Annotated in this window: 13 protein-coding genes; 1 reads left to right on the top strand and 12 read right to left on the bottom strand. The window is 64.9% G+C overall.

The window, feature by feature from the left end; all coding sequences use genetic code 11:
* Window positions 1-39: 39 nt before the first annotated feature.
* Entirely contained in the window at window positions 40-1,050 is a 1,011-nt protein-coding gene (locus FNA67_RS04595) for an ABC transporter ATP-binding protein (RefSeq protein WP_049704064.1), read from the bottom strand.
* A 73-nt stretch (window positions 1,051-1,123) separates the two neighbouring features.
* On the bottom strand, window positions 1,124-2,779 hold the full coding sequence (gene bglA, locus FNA67_RS04590; RefSeq protein WP_147658136.1) for a beta-galactosidase BglA: 1,656 nt from the start codon (window positions 2,777-2,779) through the stop codon (window positions 1,124-1,126).
* Between the two features lie 195 nt (window positions 2,780-2,974).
* On the opposite strand from bglA, the gene FNA67_RS04585 reads away from it, so the two are divergent.
* Window positions 2,975-4,078 (top strand): LacI family DNA-binding transcriptional regulator, encoded by a 1,104-nt coding sequence (locus tag FNA67_RS04585; protein ID WP_049704063.1) that lies wholly within the window; start codon window positions 2,975-2,977, stop codon window positions 4,076-4,078.
* 747 nt (window positions 4,079-4,825) lie between these two features.
* Here FNA67_RS04585 and FNA67_RS04580 read toward each other — a convergent pair.
* The 10 genes from FNA67_RS04580 to FNA67_RS04535 form a co-directional block, all read right to left on the bottom strand.
* Window positions 4,826-5,923 (bottom strand): carbohydrate ABC transporter permease, encoded by a 1,098-nt coding sequence (locus tag FNA67_RS04580; RefSeq protein WP_244616627.1) that lies wholly within the window; start codon window positions 5,921-5,923, stop codon window positions 4,826-4,828.
* A gap of 98 nt (window positions 5,924-6,021) precedes the next feature.
* Window positions 6,022-7,032, bottom strand: coding sequence for a carbohydrate ABC transporter permease (locus FNA67_RS04575; RefSeq protein WP_049707809.1), 1,011 nt, complete (start codon window positions 7,030-7,032; stop codon window positions 6,022-6,024).
* Between the two features lie 159 nt (window positions 7,033-7,191).
* Window positions 7,192-8,562 (bottom strand): ABC transporter substrate-binding protein, encoded by a 1,371-nt coding sequence (locus tag FNA67_RS04570; protein ID WP_049704062.1) that lies wholly within the window; start codon window positions 8,560-8,562, stop codon window positions 7,192-7,194.
* Window positions 8,563-8,764: 202 nt separating this feature from the next.
* Window positions 8,765-9,586, bottom strand: coding sequence for a class I SAM-dependent methyltransferase (locus FNA67_RS04565; RefSeq protein WP_147655220.1), 822 nt, complete (start codon window positions 9,584-9,586; stop codon window positions 8,765-8,767).
* 48 nt (window positions 9,587-9,634) lie between these two features.
* On the bottom strand, window positions 9,635-10,942 hold the full coding sequence (locus FNA67_RS04560) for a GH1 family beta-glucosidase (protein WP_147655219.1): 1,308 nt from the start codon (window positions 10,940-10,942) through the stop codon (window positions 9,635-9,637).
* 123 nt (window positions 10,943-11,065) lie between these two features.
* Window positions 11,066-12,154, bottom strand: coding sequence for an Mrp/NBP35 family ATP-binding protein (locus FNA67_RS04555; RefSeq protein ID WP_145976661.1), 1,089 nt, complete (start codon window positions 12,152-12,154; stop codon window positions 11,066-11,068).
* Window positions 12,155-12,808, bottom strand: coding sequence for a fructose-6-phosphate aldolase (gene fsa / locus FNA67_RS04550; RefSeq protein WP_049704059.1), 654 nt, complete (start codon window positions 12,806-12,808; stop codon window positions 12,155-12,157).
* A 93-nt stretch (window positions 12,809-12,901) separates the two neighbouring features.
* Window positions 12,902-14,086, bottom strand: a complete 1,185-nt coding sequence (locus FNA67_RS04545; RefSeq protein ID WP_147655218.1) for an amino acid aminotransferase — start codon at window positions 14,084-14,086, stop codon at window positions 12,902-12,904.
* Between the two features lie 144 nt (window positions 14,087-14,230).
* Window positions 14,231-15,178, bottom strand: a complete 948-nt coding sequence (locus tag FNA67_RS04540) for an electron transfer flavoprotein subunit alpha/FixB family protein (protein ID WP_147655217.1) — start codon at window positions 15,176-15,178, stop codon at window positions 14,231-14,233.
* On the bottom strand, window positions 15,178-15,936 hold the full coding sequence (locus FNA67_RS04535) for an electron transfer flavoprotein subunit beta/FixA family protein (RefSeq protein ID WP_147655216.1): 759 nt from the start codon (window positions 15,934-15,936) through the stop codon (window positions 15,178-15,180). The genes FNA67_RS04540 and FNA67_RS04535 overlap by 1 nt, the downstream gene beginning before the upstream one ends.
* Between the last annotated feature and the right edge of the window lie 119 nt (window positions 15,937-16,055).

The raw sequence follows: 16,055 nt of genomic DNA, 5'->3' as shown, positions 1-16,055 counted from the left end.
AAGAAAAGCGGCGGGGTTCGCACCCCGCCGCCGAATGGTTTAGTTGGCCAGGGGCCGGCCGTCCGCGTCGAAGCGGTGGAACTGCTCGCCCACCGGCGCGAAGCTGAGCGTATCGCCGGAGTGATAGGTCGCCTTGCCGTTCTGGCGCACGACGATCGGCTCGCCCTCGCCGATGTCGACATAGATGTAGCTGTCCGAGCCCAGGTTCTCCGAATAGATCACCTTGCCGTGCCAGTCGCCATTGCCGTTCGGAGTGATCTCGAGGTGTTCCGAGCGCACGCCAACGGTGGCGGCCTTGTACTTTTCGGCATACTTGCCGGTCAGGAAGTTCATCTTGGGCGAGCCGATGAACCCGGCGACAAACAGCGATTGCGGGTTGTCGTAGAGTTCCATGGGCGTGCCCACCTGCTCGACGCGACCGGCGTTGAGCACCACGATGCGGTCGGCAAGGGTCATCGCCTCGACCTGGTCGTGGGTCACGTAGATCATGGTGGTGTTGGGCAGGCTTTCCTTGAGGCGGGCGATCTCGAGGCGGGTGGCCACGCGCAGCGCGGCGTCCAGGTTCGAGAGCGGCTCGTCAAAGAGGAAGACCTTGGGGTCACGCACGATGGCGCGGCCGATGGCGACGCGCTGGCGCTGGCCACCCGACAGGGCCTTGGGCAGGCGATCGAGGTAAGGGGTAAGCTGCAGCTTGGCGGCTGCCGCCTCGACCTTGCTCTTGATCTCTTCCTTGCTCGCATGCTGGAGCTTGAGGGAATAGGCCATGTTGTCGAAGACGTTCATATGCGGGTAGAGCGCATAGGACTGGAACACCATGGCGATGCCGCGCTTGGAGGGGGCAACCTCGTTGACCACCCGGCCGTCGATCTCCAGGGTCCCCGACGAAATCGTCTCGAGACCGGAAATGCAACGCAGAAGCGTGGATTTACCGCAACCGGACGGGCCGACGAACACAATGAACTCGCCCGATTTGATCTCAAGGTTCACGTCCTTGAGAATCTCAACCGAGCCATACCTCTTGTAGAGGTTGGATATTTTCAAGTCAGACAAACAGAATACCTCCCTGTCCGGGTGGCGAGGGTCCCTGACTGCCGGCAAGTGACCGCCGCCGTTGCGCGCATGATCAAAGCAGTGAGCCTATATAGGCACCAAAGGGCGCCAGGCTCAACGAACCATTCTCGGGTTGCGCCACAACGCCGGGCGCATCCACACCCTTGGGCGCCATGCCCTCGGGGATGGCGAACACCACCGGCTTCTCGCTCATGTTGAAGATGCACAGCAGCTTGTCGTTGCTCACGGTGCGCACGAAGGCCAGCACGCCCTCGGGGGCGTCGACCAGATCGATCTCGCCCTTGACCAGCGCCGGGTGCTTCTTCCGGAAGGCGACGAAGGCCCTGTAGAAGCTGAGCACCGAATCCGGGTCGTTGACCTGCGTATCCACCGCGCGGGTCAGGTGGTCGAACGGTACGGGGAGCCAGGAGCGCGGCGCGGTCGAGAAACCACCCAGATGCGCGTTGGCCTGCCACACCATCGGCGTACGGCAGCCGTCACGGCCCTTGAACTCGGGCCAGAACTCGATGCCGTAGGGATCGACCAGGTCCTCGAAGGCGAGTTCGGCTTCGGTCAGGCCCAGTTCCTCGCCCTGATAGAGGCAGACCGAACCCTTCATGGTCAGCAGCAGTTGCGCGGCGAGACGCGTGAACGCCTCCTGCTGGCCGTGCGTGGCCCAGCGCGAGACGTGCCGCACCACGTCGTGGTTGGAGAAGGCGAGGCAGATCCAGCCTTCGGGCGCCTGGGCCTCGGTATTGGCGATCGCCTGGTGGAAGTGCTCGGCCGAGAAGGTGCCGCCCAGGTAGTCGAACGTATAGGCCATGTGCAGCCGCTCGCCGCCCGTGGTGTACTGGGCCATGACTTCGAGCTGGTGCTGGCTGTCGCCGATCTCGCCGACCGTGGTCGTCCCCGGATACTCGTCCATCAGGGCGCGCAGGCGCTTCAAGAACTTGAGGTTTTCCGGGCGGCTCTTGTCGTAGAGGTGTTCCTGGAAATTGTAGGGGTTCACCGCCGGAGCGGTCGAGGCGTTGAAGTCCTCGGGCTTGACCACCGGGTTCGATTCCAGTCCCTCGGAGTGGAAATAGAAATTGACCGTGTCGAGCCGGAAGCCGTCGACGCCGCGGTCGAGCCAGAAGCGCATCTCGCCCAGCAGCGCGTCCTGCACGTGCTTGTTGTGGAAGTTGAGGTCCGGCTGGGAGACCAGGAAATTGTGCAGGTAGTACTGCATGCGCCGGCTGTCCCAGGTCCAGGCGGAGCCGCCGAAGATCGAGAGCCAGTTGTTGGGCGGGGTGCCATCGGGATTGGGGTCGGCCCAGACGTACCAGTCCGCCTTCTCGTTGGTGCGCGACTGGCGGCTTTCGGCGAACCAGGGGTGCTTGTCCGAGGAGTGCGAGATCACCTGGTCGATGATGACCTTGAGGCCGAGCCGGTGCGCCTTCTCGACCAGCCGGTCGAAATCGCCGAGCGTGCCGAAGGAGGGATCGATGTCGCGGTAGTTAGAAACGTCGTAGCCGAAATCCTTCATCGGCGAGGTGAAGACCGGGGAGAGCCAGATGGCGTCCACGCCCAGGTCCGCCACGTGCTCGAGACGTTCGGTGATGCCGACGAGATCGCCGATGCCATCGCCGTTGTGGTCCTGGAAGGAGCGCGGATAGATCTGATAGATCACCGCTCCGCGCCACCAGTCCTTGTCCACCGGCGCAGGTTCCACCGGCTTGGTTTCGGTCATTACGAACGCATCGGCCACTGCCGTTTCCTTTCCCAGACACGCGAACCGCCGCCGGCCCGGGGAGGCACGCAGCGGCGGTTGCCAAAACGTTTTAGTAGGCTATTGTTTACCCAAGGAGAGGACCTTGCGTCAACTCCGGGAGGGGATGGAGCGCAAAGTGTTGCGCGCCAAAAAGGAATTCAGTTTCAATATCTTATGGACAAGAAGAGCAACAAGGCCGGACCGCTCGCGGTCAATTCCGGCCGCAATGTGACTATCAAGGACCTGGCCGGCGAGCTCGGGCTTTCCATCACCACCATCTCGCGGGCGCTCAGCGGCTATACCGATGTGGGCGAAAATACGCGCAAGCGCGTCGAGGAAGCGGCAACGCGGCTGGGCTACCGGCCCAATCGTAACGCCCAGCGCCTCGTCACGCGCCGCACGCACAATATCGGCTGGGTGCAGCCCGACAACGAGCGCAAGTTCCTCGATCCGCACTTCGTGGAAGTGATGGCGGGGGTGCTGCGCGGCGCCCGGGCGCGCAACTACGATATCGTCATGACCAGTGCCACGGCCGACCACGAGATGGCCACCTACGACCGGTACGTCAAGGACAACAGCGTCGACGGCTTCATCGTCGACTTGCCCCGCGAGGGCGATCCGCGCATCGACTACCTGCTCGAGGCCGGCCGTCCCTTCGTCGTGCACGGGCGCGAGTCGCGCCATGCGCGCTACGGGTGGGTGGACGTGGACAACTACGCCAATTTCTATCGTCTGGCCCGGCTGCTCGCAGCCAATGGCCACCGCAATATCGCGTTCATCAATGGCGACGAACGGTTCATCTACGCCGATACCCGGCGCCGCGCCGTCGAGGATGCACTGAGCGATTTCGGCATCGGCACTGCGGGCCTGCGGGTCTACAACTCGCTCCATCCCATGGGCGAAGTGGGCTTCAAGCTCACCACCGAGGCCCTGCGCGACGGGGCCGTGACGGCAGTGCTCTATTCCTCGATCCTGATGGCCATCGAGGGCCACAACGCGGTGGTGCGCGCCGGCCGCACGGTGGAAAAGGACATCGCCATCGCCACCATGGACGACGTTCTGCACTATCTCGACATCGACCATGTCGCCGAAAGCCTCACCTTCGTGCGCTCCTCGCTCCAGGAGGCGGGCGTGGCGATCGTGGAGGAAATCAGCCGCCAATGCGACCGCCACGGCGCCCCGAGCGGCACCATCATCCCCTCCACCTTCCACGTCCTCCCCGGCTGGGACGCCCAAAGCCTCGACCTGCCCATCCCCGAACGCGCCGGGATGTACTGAAGGCTGGGACGAAGCGCCCCGCCCGCCCCATCGCCTCCCTCCCCCCTGTGGGGAGGGATCGAGGGTGGAGGTGGCAAGAGACACCGAGGGTGAAGTTTACCCCCACCCTTGTTCCCTCCCCACAAGGGGGAGGGAGACCTGCCGGCCAATACGTCGCTCCAAGCGCGCTCGCGCATTTTCGATATCTCCCACCACCCCAATCCCTCCTCCCCGGCGAAGACCGGGGCCCAGGAAATCTATCCCCGCCCCGAGGCCGTGAAGCTGGACCCCGGCCTGCGCCGGGGAAGCCACCGGGGAATGGGCGGAGAGAGCGCGTGCCACCCCAATCTCGACAAAGCTCCAAAAACACTTATCCCCGCACACCACCCCTCCGGCATACTTTCCCGATCCCTCCGCCAACGGCGAGGCACGGTACGCGGTGCTGCGGCGGCTGGCGTCAGGACTGGGTGCAGGAAAGTCGACAGCCTGCATCTTGCCCTGCCGCCAGGATTTGGGAGTTGGGGGAAGCCTGGGGGCGCCTGGGCTTACGGCCTAAGTGTGACGTGACCGGCCCGGAGTGCGCTCGCGGGCAACTTGCGTGGACGGGCTTGTAGAAACCCCAAACGCTCAAGGGGCGAGGCGATGCCTCGCACTACCGCTAGCATCCATAGACTTGAGGCAAACCTCGCCCCGAGCCGCCAAGACCAAAAGCAAAACCGCCCGGCTTTCACCGGGCGGCGCTTGAACGCGTCCTGTCGTCGCCGAACCTTACTTCACCGACCCCGCCAGCAGGCCGCGCACGAAGTAGCGCTGGAGCGAGAAGAAGACGAGGAGCGGCACGATCATGGTGATGAAGGCGCCGGCGGTGAGGATTTCCCACTTGTCGCCGCGCGAACCGAGAAGGTTCACCAGCTTGCCGGTCAGCACCAGCTTGTCGTCCTGGGCGCCCAGGAACACCAGGGCCACCAGCAGGTCGTTCCACACCCAGAGGAACTGGAAGATCGAGAAGCTGGCGAGGGCCGGGAAGCTGAGCGGCAGCACCATGGTGGTGAAGATCTTGAAGTGGCTGGCGCCGTCCATGCGGGCCGATTCCATGATCTCCTTGGGCAGGCCCGCCATGTAGTTGCGCAGCAGGTAGATGGCCAGCGGCAGGCCGAAGGCCGTGTGCGCCAGCCAGATGCCCAGGTAGGTCTTGCTCTCCGTCCCGAAGGTGGTCGCGACCCCGTTATAGAGCCGTAACAGCGGGATCAGCGACATCTGGAGGGGCACGACGAGCAGGCCCACCACCAGCGCCACGATCCAGCCGCGGCCCGGGAACCGCATCCAGGCCAGCGCGTAGGCGGCGAAGGCGGCGATGAGGATCGGGATGATGGTGGACGGCACCGTGACCGTGAAGGAGTTGATGAACGCCCGCCCGATGCCGTTGGCGTTGATCACCGAGGCGTAGTTCTCGAGCGTGAAGCGCGGCGCGATGCCGGCGGTGTAGTAGATGCGCGGACCGGCCGTATGGGTGAAGGGCGTGTCCGAGACCCACTGGTATTCACCGCTGGTCTCCACCGTGATCGTGCCGCCGTCGCGCATGGGCAGGCTTGCCCCGGCCTGCGCGGCGCTGACATCGGCATTGGTGGTGCCGAAGCTCTGGACGGTCTTGTTGGTATCCGAGCCCAGCAGGTTGCCGCGGATGACGTATTTGCCGTTCTCGTGGACGGCGTCGGCGGGCAGGCCGACGCGCGAGGCGCCGGTCGAAACCGAGGGGGTGAGCGCGGTCCACCAGCCGGACACGGCCAGCTGGTCCTTGTCACGGATCGAGGAAACCAGCAGGCCCACGGTCGGGATGGTCCAGACCACGACGAATGCCAACAGCATCAGGTGGGCGGCGAGACGGCCGAGATCGAGCCGGATGGCGGGCTTGGCCCGCCCTTCGGCGCCGCGCGGCACGTCGATGTCGGATGCGATCGAGGTCATCAGCGTGTCCCCTCTTCGGCGTTGGCGCGGCGGATGTTCCAGACCATGATCGGGGTCACCGCCAGCATGATGATCACTGCAATGGTCGAGCCACGTCCGAAGTCGGAGCCGCGGAACATCCAGTCGAACATGAGGTTGGCCAGCACCTGGGTGTCCCACTGGCCGTTGGTCATGGCCAGAACGATGTCGAACACCTTGAGCACGGTGATGGTGATGGTGGTCCAGACCACCACGATCGTCCCCCAGATTTGCGGGATCATGATGCCGTAGAAGATCTGGAAGTCATTGGCGCCGTCGATGCGGGCGGCCTCGAGCGTTTCCTCGGGGATGCCGCGCAGGGCAGCGGACAGGATCACCATGGCGAAACCGGTCTGGATCCAGATGAGGATGACCATCAGGAAGATCGAGTTCCAGAAGGGGATGGTGATCCAGGCCTGCGGCGGCAGGCCGAAGCCGGTGACGATGGCGTTGAGGAGGCCGATCTGCTCCTGGCCGGGGCCGCGATAATCGTAGATGAACTTCCAGATGACCGAAGCGCCGACGAACGAGATCGCCATGGGCATGAAGATCAGCGACTTGGCGATATTGCCCCACCAGAGCCGGTCCGCCAGCACGGCGATCACGAGCCCGAAGAAGGTGGAGGCGGCGGGCACGATCAGCAGCCAGATGATGTTGTTGAACACCGACTGCAGGAAGGTCGAGTCGCGGAAGGCCCAGAGGTAGTTGGAGAAACCGACGAAGTTTATGCCCTGCGAGTCGAAGAGGCTTAACCTGGCCGTCTCGAACACGGGATAGATGAGGTAGACGGTGAGAAACACCAGCGCGGGCGCCAGGAACAGCCAGGGCCGCACTTGCGAGCGCAGGTAGTCGCGGCGCGTGACCACTTCTCCGGTCATCGATTGGTTGGTGGCCAGGAACCGGTCCAGAAGCCAGTTCGTGCCCCAGAAGTAGACGACGCAACCCGCCACACCGATCAGCACGGTGAGGATGGCGCCGACAATCTGCTCGATCATCTTGTGTACTCCGCCTCCCGTTGCGGCGAGCTTAGCGTCCGCCGCGCAATGTACATAGCCGGATTTGTTCCGGTCGTGGGGGCTGTGCCGCCCATCGTTGGGATGGATGGACCCGGCACAGGGCGCCGGATCCGGGATGTGATGGCCTTTGCAGGCTTACTTCTTGATCGAGTCCCAGGCCTTCTGGATTTCGTCGGCGACGTCCTGGCTGGACTTGCCGTTCACGAAATCGACCATGCCGGTCCAGAACGCACCCGCGCCGATGGCGCCGGGCATCATGTCCGAGCCGTCGAAACGGAAGGTGGTGGCGTCGAGCAGGATCTTGCCTTCACCCTTGAGGGTGTCGTTGCCGTAGGTCTCGATATTGGCGGACTTGAGCGGCGACAGGAAGCCGGACTGGGCCATCCAGATCTCGTTGGAGATCGGGTTCTGGACGAAGTCGATGAAGGCCTTGGCGGTCGGGGAATCCTTGGTGATGGTCACGAGCGTGCCAGCGCCGAGGACCGGCTTGCCGAGGTCCTTGTCCGCGAAGGGCGGGAAGTAGAAGAACGAGGCGTCGGTGCCCAGCTGCGTGCCTTCGGGGAAGAAGGACGGGATGAACGAAGCCTGGTGGTGCATGTAGCACTGGGGCGGAACCGTGAAGAGGCCCTTCGGGCTATCGCGGAAGTCCGTGGTGCCTACGGCCTTGGCGCCACCGGCGACCATCTTGTCGTCCTTGGCGATCTCGCCAAAGATGTCGAGCGCGCCGACGACCTTGGGGTCGTTGAACTTGAGGTCGTTGGTGACCCACTTGTCGTAGTCTTCAGGCGACTGGGTGCGGAGCATGATGTCCTCGATCCAGTCGGTCGCCGGCCAGCCGGTGGCGCCGCCCGAACCCAGGCCGATGCACCACGGGGTGCCGCCATCGGCGATGATCTTCTTGGAGAGGGCCATCATGTCTTCGAAGGTCTGGGGGACCTCGTAGCCCTTCTCGGCGAAGTTGTCGGGCGAGTACCAGACCAGCGACTTGAGGTCGGCCTTGTACGGCACGGCGAAGAAGGCCGGGTTGCCGTCCTTGCCCTTGTAGGTGCCCAGCGAAACCCAGGAATCGCCGGCGGCGTATTCTTCCTTGACCCTGGCGGCGAGGTCATCGCCGAGCGGGGTCAGGTAGCCCTTGGAGGCGAGGTCGGCCAGAAGGCCGGGCTGGGGCAGAATGGTGATGTTGGCGGCCGAGCCGGCGGCGGTGTCGATCACGGCCTGCTGCTCGTAGTTTTCGGACGAGGCATAGCTCACGTCGATGCCGGTGGCATCCTTGAAGTAAGCCAGAACCGTCTCGAACTGCTCCTTGTCGCCGCCTTCGCGCCAGGGACCCCAGATGGTCAGCTTCTGACCTTCCAGGCCCTTATGGGCTGCGGCGAAGTCGTCCAGGGCCTTCCAGCTGAAGGCGCCTTCGCCCTTGGGGAACTTCAGGTCCTGCGCCGAGGCGCCCGAAATGCCGGTGAGAGCGAGAGCAATGGCGGAGACGCCCGCCAGGAGAAGTTTGTGCATATGTTGTCCTCCCATCGCACAATTTGGTCGGCGCTGAGCGCCATTACTCGCCACTGCCTTCCAAAACGTTTTGCCAAAACGTTTTGGCTTTTGAATATGTCACGTCGCTAGGCAGTTAGCGGTTGGGCACCTTTGGCATAAAGCCGGTCGATTGCCAAGCCGGGTTTTGGCTAAAGCCCCGGTTGAATCGATTGCGCTGGCGTTACGGACCTGCTTTGCGCGCCAGCACGACGACGCTGCGAAGCGCGCCTTCGGCAAGGCTCGCCATGAAATCCTTGCGCCGTTCGACGAAGTCGGCGCCCATCACGAGCTGGTTGACCGAAGGGTCGGCGCCCGGCGGTGGAGCGGCGCCACCCGCCGGCAGCAATGCCGCGGTCTCGTCGACCCATTCGAGAATCTCGAAGCCCGCGCCGGTGAGCGCCGCGCGCAGTTCATCGGGAGGACCGGCATGACTGGCCTGGGCGTTGCGGGCCCAGGGGAGCGGGTAATGCGGCGTCCCCTGCCCCGCCACGACCTGGCTCCAGAGCAACCGCGCGCCGGGCTTGAGCACGCGAAACGCCTCGGCGAGGACGGCGGGTTTGTCGGGGATGTTCATGCCCACATAGAGGCATATGGCGGCGTCGAATGTCTCGGGCGCGAAGGGCATGTGGGCGGCGTTGCCCTCGACGAACTCCACGCGGCGCTCCAACCCGCATCGTCGCGTCAGTTCGCGGGCGGTGGCAACGAATTGCGGGGTGAGGTCGATGCCCGTCACACGCGCTCCGATGGCGGTGGCGATGTAACGGGCCGGGCCGCCCACCCCGCTGCCGATATCGAGCACATGCATGTGCAGGTCCGGCGCGAGCCGGGCCACATGCTCGCGCGTGGCGGCGAGTTGACGGCCATGCAACTGGTCGAAGGGGTAGAGGTCGTCGGGCTTGACGTGGGCCGGATCGTGCCCGGCCCGGGTCAGCGCCGCGTCGATGCGCTCGATGATCGCATCGTCACCGTAGTTGAAGACAACCTCGTTCTGATCCTGCGCCATTTTCCCCTCCCTCGGGTGAGGAAGGGGATATTAGCACGAAAGCCGGGCTCAGCGCGTGTTGTGGAGCATGCCCTGGAAGGCGCGGTAGCTGCCCTTGGGGGTGCGCTGCTGGGTTTTGTAGTCGACATGGACGATGCCGAAGCGCGACGAGTAGCCTTCGGCCCATTCGTAATTGTCGAGCAGCGACCAGGCGAAATAGCCGCGAACGTCGGCACCCTGCTTCTGGGCGGCGTTCACCGCCTGGAGGTGGGCATCGTAATAGGCGACGCGGCGCTCGTCATTGTCCTCGGACATGCCGTTCTCGGTCACGTAGATCGGCACTTTGGTGTATTCGGTCGAAACGCGCACGAGCAGGTCGGTCAGGCCCTGCGGGTAGATTTCCCAGCCCAGGTCGTTTGCCTCGAGCGTGCCTTCGGCTTTGGCGATCGGGAAGATTGGGGTTTCGGGCGAGGCGCGATAGAGGCCGCGCGTATAATAGTTGATGCCGACCCAGTCGAGCGGGCGCGAGATGATCGGCATGTCCTTCTGCCAGTCCCTGGGCAGATAAGGCGCCAGGATCGAGGTCAGTTCATCGGGGTACTGACCCTTGAAGACGCCGCCCAGGTACCAGCGGTTGAAGATGGCGTCGCCCAGGTTCGCCGCCTCGATATCGGCGGGTTTGTCGCTGGCCGGCTCGGACTTTTCGAGGTTGAGCACGATGCCCAGGTTCTTGGCGCCCTCGGCGCGCAGCGCGTCGATGGCGGTGCCGTGGGCGAGAAGCACGTGATGCATGGCGCGCGCGGCGGCGCGGACATCGCGGTAACCGGGGGCATGGATGCCCTGGAAATGGCTGAGGAAGGCCACGCACCAGGGTTCGTTGATGGTCGCGGTGGCGGCGAGCCGGTCGCCGAACTTGTGGGCGACGAGCGCGGCGTAGTCGGCGAACCAGCCGGCGATGTCCCGGTTCATCCAGCCGCCCTTGTCCTGGAGCGGGCTGGGCAGATCCCAGTGATAAAGGGTCGCGAAGGGCTTGATACCGCGCTCGAGCATGCCGTCGATCAGGCGGTCGTAGAAGGCGACGCCCTGGTCGTTGACGGTGCCGGTGCCATCCGGGATGAGGCGCGGCCAGGAGAGCGAAAAGCGATAGCCATCGAACCCGCCGTCGCGGATGAGATCCAGGTCGCCGGGCCAGCGATGATAGTGGTCGCAGGCGATCAGGCCGGATTCGGCGTTCTTGACGTTGCCCGGGGTGGCCGAGAACGTGTCCCAGATCGCGGTGCCGCGGCCGTCGGTCTGGCCGCCTTCGATCTGGTAGGCGGCGGTAGCGGCGCCGAATACGAAATTCGGCCCGAAGTCCTTGCGGTCAACAGAGAACATGTGCCCTCCCGATTGGTCGTTTCTGGATCGCCGGATCAGTCTGGATTCGCCCGGCGCGTGCTTATGAAATCGATTGCATGTAGCAGTGCCCGACCACGATGTCACGACAGGGGCGCGCGAAAATCAGGGCCGCAACGTCGCGTTCTGCGCCAGGATCGTTTGCGCAATAGCCCGGAACGCCTTGGCTTCCGGCCCTTCCGGGTCGGTGGCGACGACGGGTTTTCCACCGTCGGACGTCTCGCGGATCGCCATGTGCAGGGGCACCTCGCCCAGGAAGGGCATGCCGATGCGTTCGGCTGCCGCCTGGGCGCCGCCATGGCCGAAAATGTCGTAGCGCGTGCCGGTGTCGGGCGCCACGAAGTAGCTCATGTTCTCAACGAGGCCCAGCAGCGGAATATTCATGCGCCGGATCATGTCGATGGCCTTCTGTGCATCGATCAGCGCCAGATCCTGGGGGGTCGAGACGATGACGGCGCCAGCCAGTTCGGCCTGCTGGAAGAGCGAGATCTGGATATCGCCCGTGCCGGGCGGCAGGTCCACCACCAGCACGTCGAGCGTGCCCCAGTCGCTTTCGCGCAGGAGCTGGCGCAGGGCAGAGGTCGCCATCGGGCCGCGCCAGACCACGGCCTGGCCGGGCGTGAGCATCGAGCCGATCGACATGGCCTTGAGGCCGTAGGCCTCGTGGGGCGAGAAGATGCCGTCTTCGCGAACGGCGGGCTTGCCCTCGATGCCGAGGAGTTTGGGGATGGAGGGACCGTAGAGATCGGCATCGAGGATGCCGACACGCAGGCCCTCGGCCGCCAGGGCCAGGGCCAGGTTCACGGCGGTGGTCGATTTGCCGACGCCGCCCTTGCCCGACCCGACGGCGATGATGTTGCGCACGCCGGGTACCGGCTGCTTGGGCGCAGGGCCCGGACGCCCTTGTGCCGCGGCCTGGCCGGTGGGCGCAGCATTGGCCGGGGCACGGTCAGAGGTCACCGAGACCATGACCTTGCGGCCTTCCGCAGCAGCTTCGGCAACGCGCTGTGCCGCCTCGCGGGCGGGACCGAAAGCGGCTTCCATGCCCGGAGCCACGGAGATTGCCATGGCAACGGCGCTGGGTGTCACGATGATGTCGGAAAGTCCGCCATAGGTGGCGAGATCGCCGCCACCTGGAATTTCCACGCCGGCCAAGGCGGCTCGTACCGCCTCGGCAATCCGGGTATCAGCCACTTAGAGGATCGACTGGCCGGTGGCCTTCCAGTCTTTCGAGAAGGCCTCGAGGCCCGAAGCCGTCAGCGGGTGATCGGCGAGCTTGCGGATCACCGCCGGCGGCATGGTGGCGACGTCCGCGCCGGCCAGCGCGACCTGGGTCACATGGTTGGGGCTGCGGATCGAGGCGGCCAGGATCTCGGTCGAGAAGGCGTAGTTGTCGTAGATCTGGCGGATGTTCTCGATCAGTTCGACGCCATCGAGGTTGATGTCATCCAGGCGCCCGATGAACGGGGAGATGTAGGTGGCGCCGACCTTGGCGGCCAGAAGGGCCTGGTTGGGCGTGAAGCAGAGCGTCACGTTGGTCTTGATACCGGCATCGCTGAAATGCTTGCAGGCCTTGAGGCCCGCCAGGGTCAGCGGCAGCTTGATCACGACATTGTCGGCGATCTTGGAGAGCACGTTGCCCTCGGCGACCATGCCTTCATAGTCGAGCGCGGCGACCTCGGCCGAAACCGGGCCGGGCACGACCTTGCAGATGTCGGCGATCAGTTCCTTGAAGTTGCGGCCGGACTTGGCGACCAGCGACGGATTGGTGGTCACGCCGTCGAGCAGGCCAGTCTCGGACAGATCCTTGATCTCGTTGAAATCACCGGTGTCCACGAAGAACTTCATCGGTTTCCTCCTAGGAATTCTTTTCACTTATATGTGCGGGCTTTGGGGCCGACGCACAAGACTTGGAGCGGGCATTATCTCGCCCGCCCGCCGTTATTTCATGGTGCCCAGAATGGCGCTGGCGAGATCGCCGACGCGATCTTCGGGGATTCCGGCGACATTGATGCGACTGTCCCCGATCATGTAGACGCCGCCGTCCGTCTTGAGCTTTTCGACCGCCTCACCGGGCAGGCCCAGCAGCGAGAACATGCCGCGGTGCTCGGCGATGAAGTCGAAATCGGCCGCGTTGGATTTGGCCTTGATGGCTTCCGAGAGCTTTTCGCGCAGGCGGATCATGCGGTTGCGCATGGTCGCGAGCTCGGCTTCCCACTCGGCGCGCAGGTCCTTGTCCTCGAGAATGGTGCGGATGATTTCCGCGCCGTGATCGGGGGGCTGGGAATAGGTGACGCGCGCGATGTTCATCAGCTGCGAATTGGCGACATCGGCCTGGGCCTCGTCGCGGGCGATGACGATGGCAGCGCCGATGCGCTCGCGGTAGAGGCCGAAGTTCTTGGAACCCGAGAACGCGATGACGCTCTCGGGCACGGCCTTGACCACGGCGCGCGTGCCGTAGGCATCGGGCTCCAGGCCATCGCCGAAGCCGAGATAGGCCAGGTCGATCAACGGGAAGGCTCCGGTCCGGGCGAGCGAAGCCGCCACCTGGTCCCACTGGGCGGGCGTGAGGTTTGCGCCGGTCGGATTATGGCAGCAGCCGTGCAGCAGCACGATGTCGTTCGGCCCGAGTTTGTCGAGCGCGGCGAGCATGGCCGGGAAATCGACGGCGCGGGTCTTGGCGTCGAAATAGGGATAGGAATCCAACTTGAAGCCGGCATGCTTGGCCATGGGCGCATGGTTGGGCCAGGTCGGGTTGGACAGCCAGAGCGTGGCATCGGGCTTTGCGCGATAGAGCAGTTCCATCAGCACGGCGAGAGCGCCGGTGCCGCCGGGTGCCTGCAGCAGGCGAACACGCTTGGCGTCGACCGTGTCGGCCAGCACGAGTTCACGCACGGCAGCGTTGAAGCCCTTGTTGCCGGAGATGCCGACATAAGTCTTGGTCTTGGCATTGGCGAGGATACGCTGCTCGGCCTTGGTAACCGAGGTCATGATGGCGGTAACGCCCGCCTCGTCTTTGTAGACGCCCACGCCCAGGTCGATTTTTTCCTTCCGCGGGTCCGCGGCGAATTCGCCCATCAGGGCCAGGATCTTGTCTGCAGGGGCTTTGGTGAGGGTCTCGAACATCGGGCTAGTCCAGAGGGGATGAAGGGCGCGAAGGCGCGCCGTCTTTATAGGCGGCGGCGCAGGATTTGCAATGGAAACTCGGGCCGGTGGCGCGGTTTGGTCGCAGCGCCGGGTGCGCGCCCGGCGTCGCGGTTTCGGGTGCCGCTAGGGGCGAATACCCTGCTTTTCGAGGTCGGCGATCAGCGCCGGCACGATCGTGAAGAGATCGCCGATCAGCGCCACATCGGCGATCTTGACCAGCGGCGCTTCAGGGTCGGTGTTGATCGCGATGATCTTCTTGGCGCCCTGGATGCCGGCCAGGTGCTGGAGGGCCCCGGAGATGCCGATGGCGATGTAAAGGTCGGGCGCGATGATCTTGCCGGTCTGGCCCACCTGCCAGTCATTGGGCGCGTAGCCCGCATCGACGGCGGCGCGGGTGGCGCCGACCGCGGCTCCGAGCTGATGGGCCAGCTTTTCGATGAGTTTGAAGCCCTCGGCCGAACCTACCGAGACGCCGCCGCCAACCACGATCTGGGCGGTAGCGAGGTCGGGCACGTCGCTTTCGGTGCGATGGGCTGCCACGAACCTGGCGAGGGCCGAAACATCGGAGGCATCGATTGCTTCGATCGGCGCTGGACCGCCCTGCCCTGCCGGACGGAAGGCGGCAGCGCGGATGGTGAGAACATTCTTGGCCTGGCTGGAGGCGACAGTCTCGATGGCATTGCCGGCGTAGATCGGGCGGTCGAACCGGCCGGGGCCATGGACGGCCACGATGTCGGTGACGGGCATGAGGTCGAGTTTGGCGGCGAGGCGGGGCATGGCATCGCGGCCCACGGCAGCCGAACCGGCAACGATGGCGTCGTATTGCGGGGCCAGGGTGAGAAGAAGCGTCGTCAGTGCCTCGGGCGAAAGGGTAGCCAGCGCCTGGCTTTGCGCCACGCGGACCTTAGCGACACCCTCGATGGCGGCGGCGCACGACGCGACCGCGTCGACGCCTGCGCCGGCCACCAGCACATCGACGGGCGCGCCGAGTTGAGCCGCCGCGGCGACGATGCGGGCAGTGGCGGGGGAAAGCTGGCCGAGGTCGTGGTCGGCGAGAACGAGCGTGGCCATCAGAGCGCCTCCAGTTCCTTGAGTTCGGCGGCGATAATGCCGGCGAGTTCACCCACATCGCCGGCCTTGCGCCCGCCCGGCCGTTCGGCCGGCGGCGAGACCTTCTCGATGACGAGACGCGGTGCGACATCGACGGCGAAGTCGGCCAGCGGACGCACCGCTAGCGGCTTCTGGCGGGCCTTCATGACCATGGGCAGCGCGGCGTTGCGCGGCGTATTGAGCCGCAGGTCGGCCGTGACGATGGCGGGCAGCGATACCGAGACGGTCGCACGGCCGAAATCGACCTCGCGGGTCACCTCCAGGGCGCCGTCGCCCGCCTTGATCTCGGAGGCGAACGTCGCCTGCGGCCAGTCGAGGAGGCCGGCGAGCATCTGCCCCACATGGTTGGAATCGTCGTCAACCGCCTGCTTGCCCAGGAGAATGAGATCGGGCTTTTCCTCGTCGGCCACGGCCTTGAGCAGCTTGGCGATGGCCAGGGTCTCGAGCTTTTCGGCGGCCTCGACCAGGATGCCGCGATGCGCGCCCATGGCGAGGGCGGTGAGGATCACGTCATTGGCCTGCTTGGGACCGATCGAGACGATGACGATCTCGTCCGCCTTGCCCGCCTCGGCCAGTTGCACGGCGGCCTCGACGGCGTGTTTGTCGAACGGGTTCATCGACATGCGCACGTTTTCGGTTTCCACGCCGGACAGGTCCGGGCGCACCCTGATGCGAACGTTGTGGTCGACCACGCGCTTGACCGCGACGAGGATTTTCATGGGGTTCGGGCTCCCGTCTATTTGGTGGCTGTCTTGGCAAAGATCGCAGGCGGGGACAAGGAATTCTGAACTCCGCGGCGGACGCGGCGAGGAAAATCTGTTGCCCTCCCCTGCCCTTG

It is taken from the genome of Youhaiella tibetensis, assembly GCF_008000755.1.
GTDB classification, from domain to species: domain Bacteria; phylum Pseudomonadota; class Alphaproteobacteria; order Rhizobiales; family Devosiaceae; genus Paradevosia; species Paradevosia tibetensis.
This window is presented reverse-complemented; position numbering and strand designations above follow the sequence as displayed.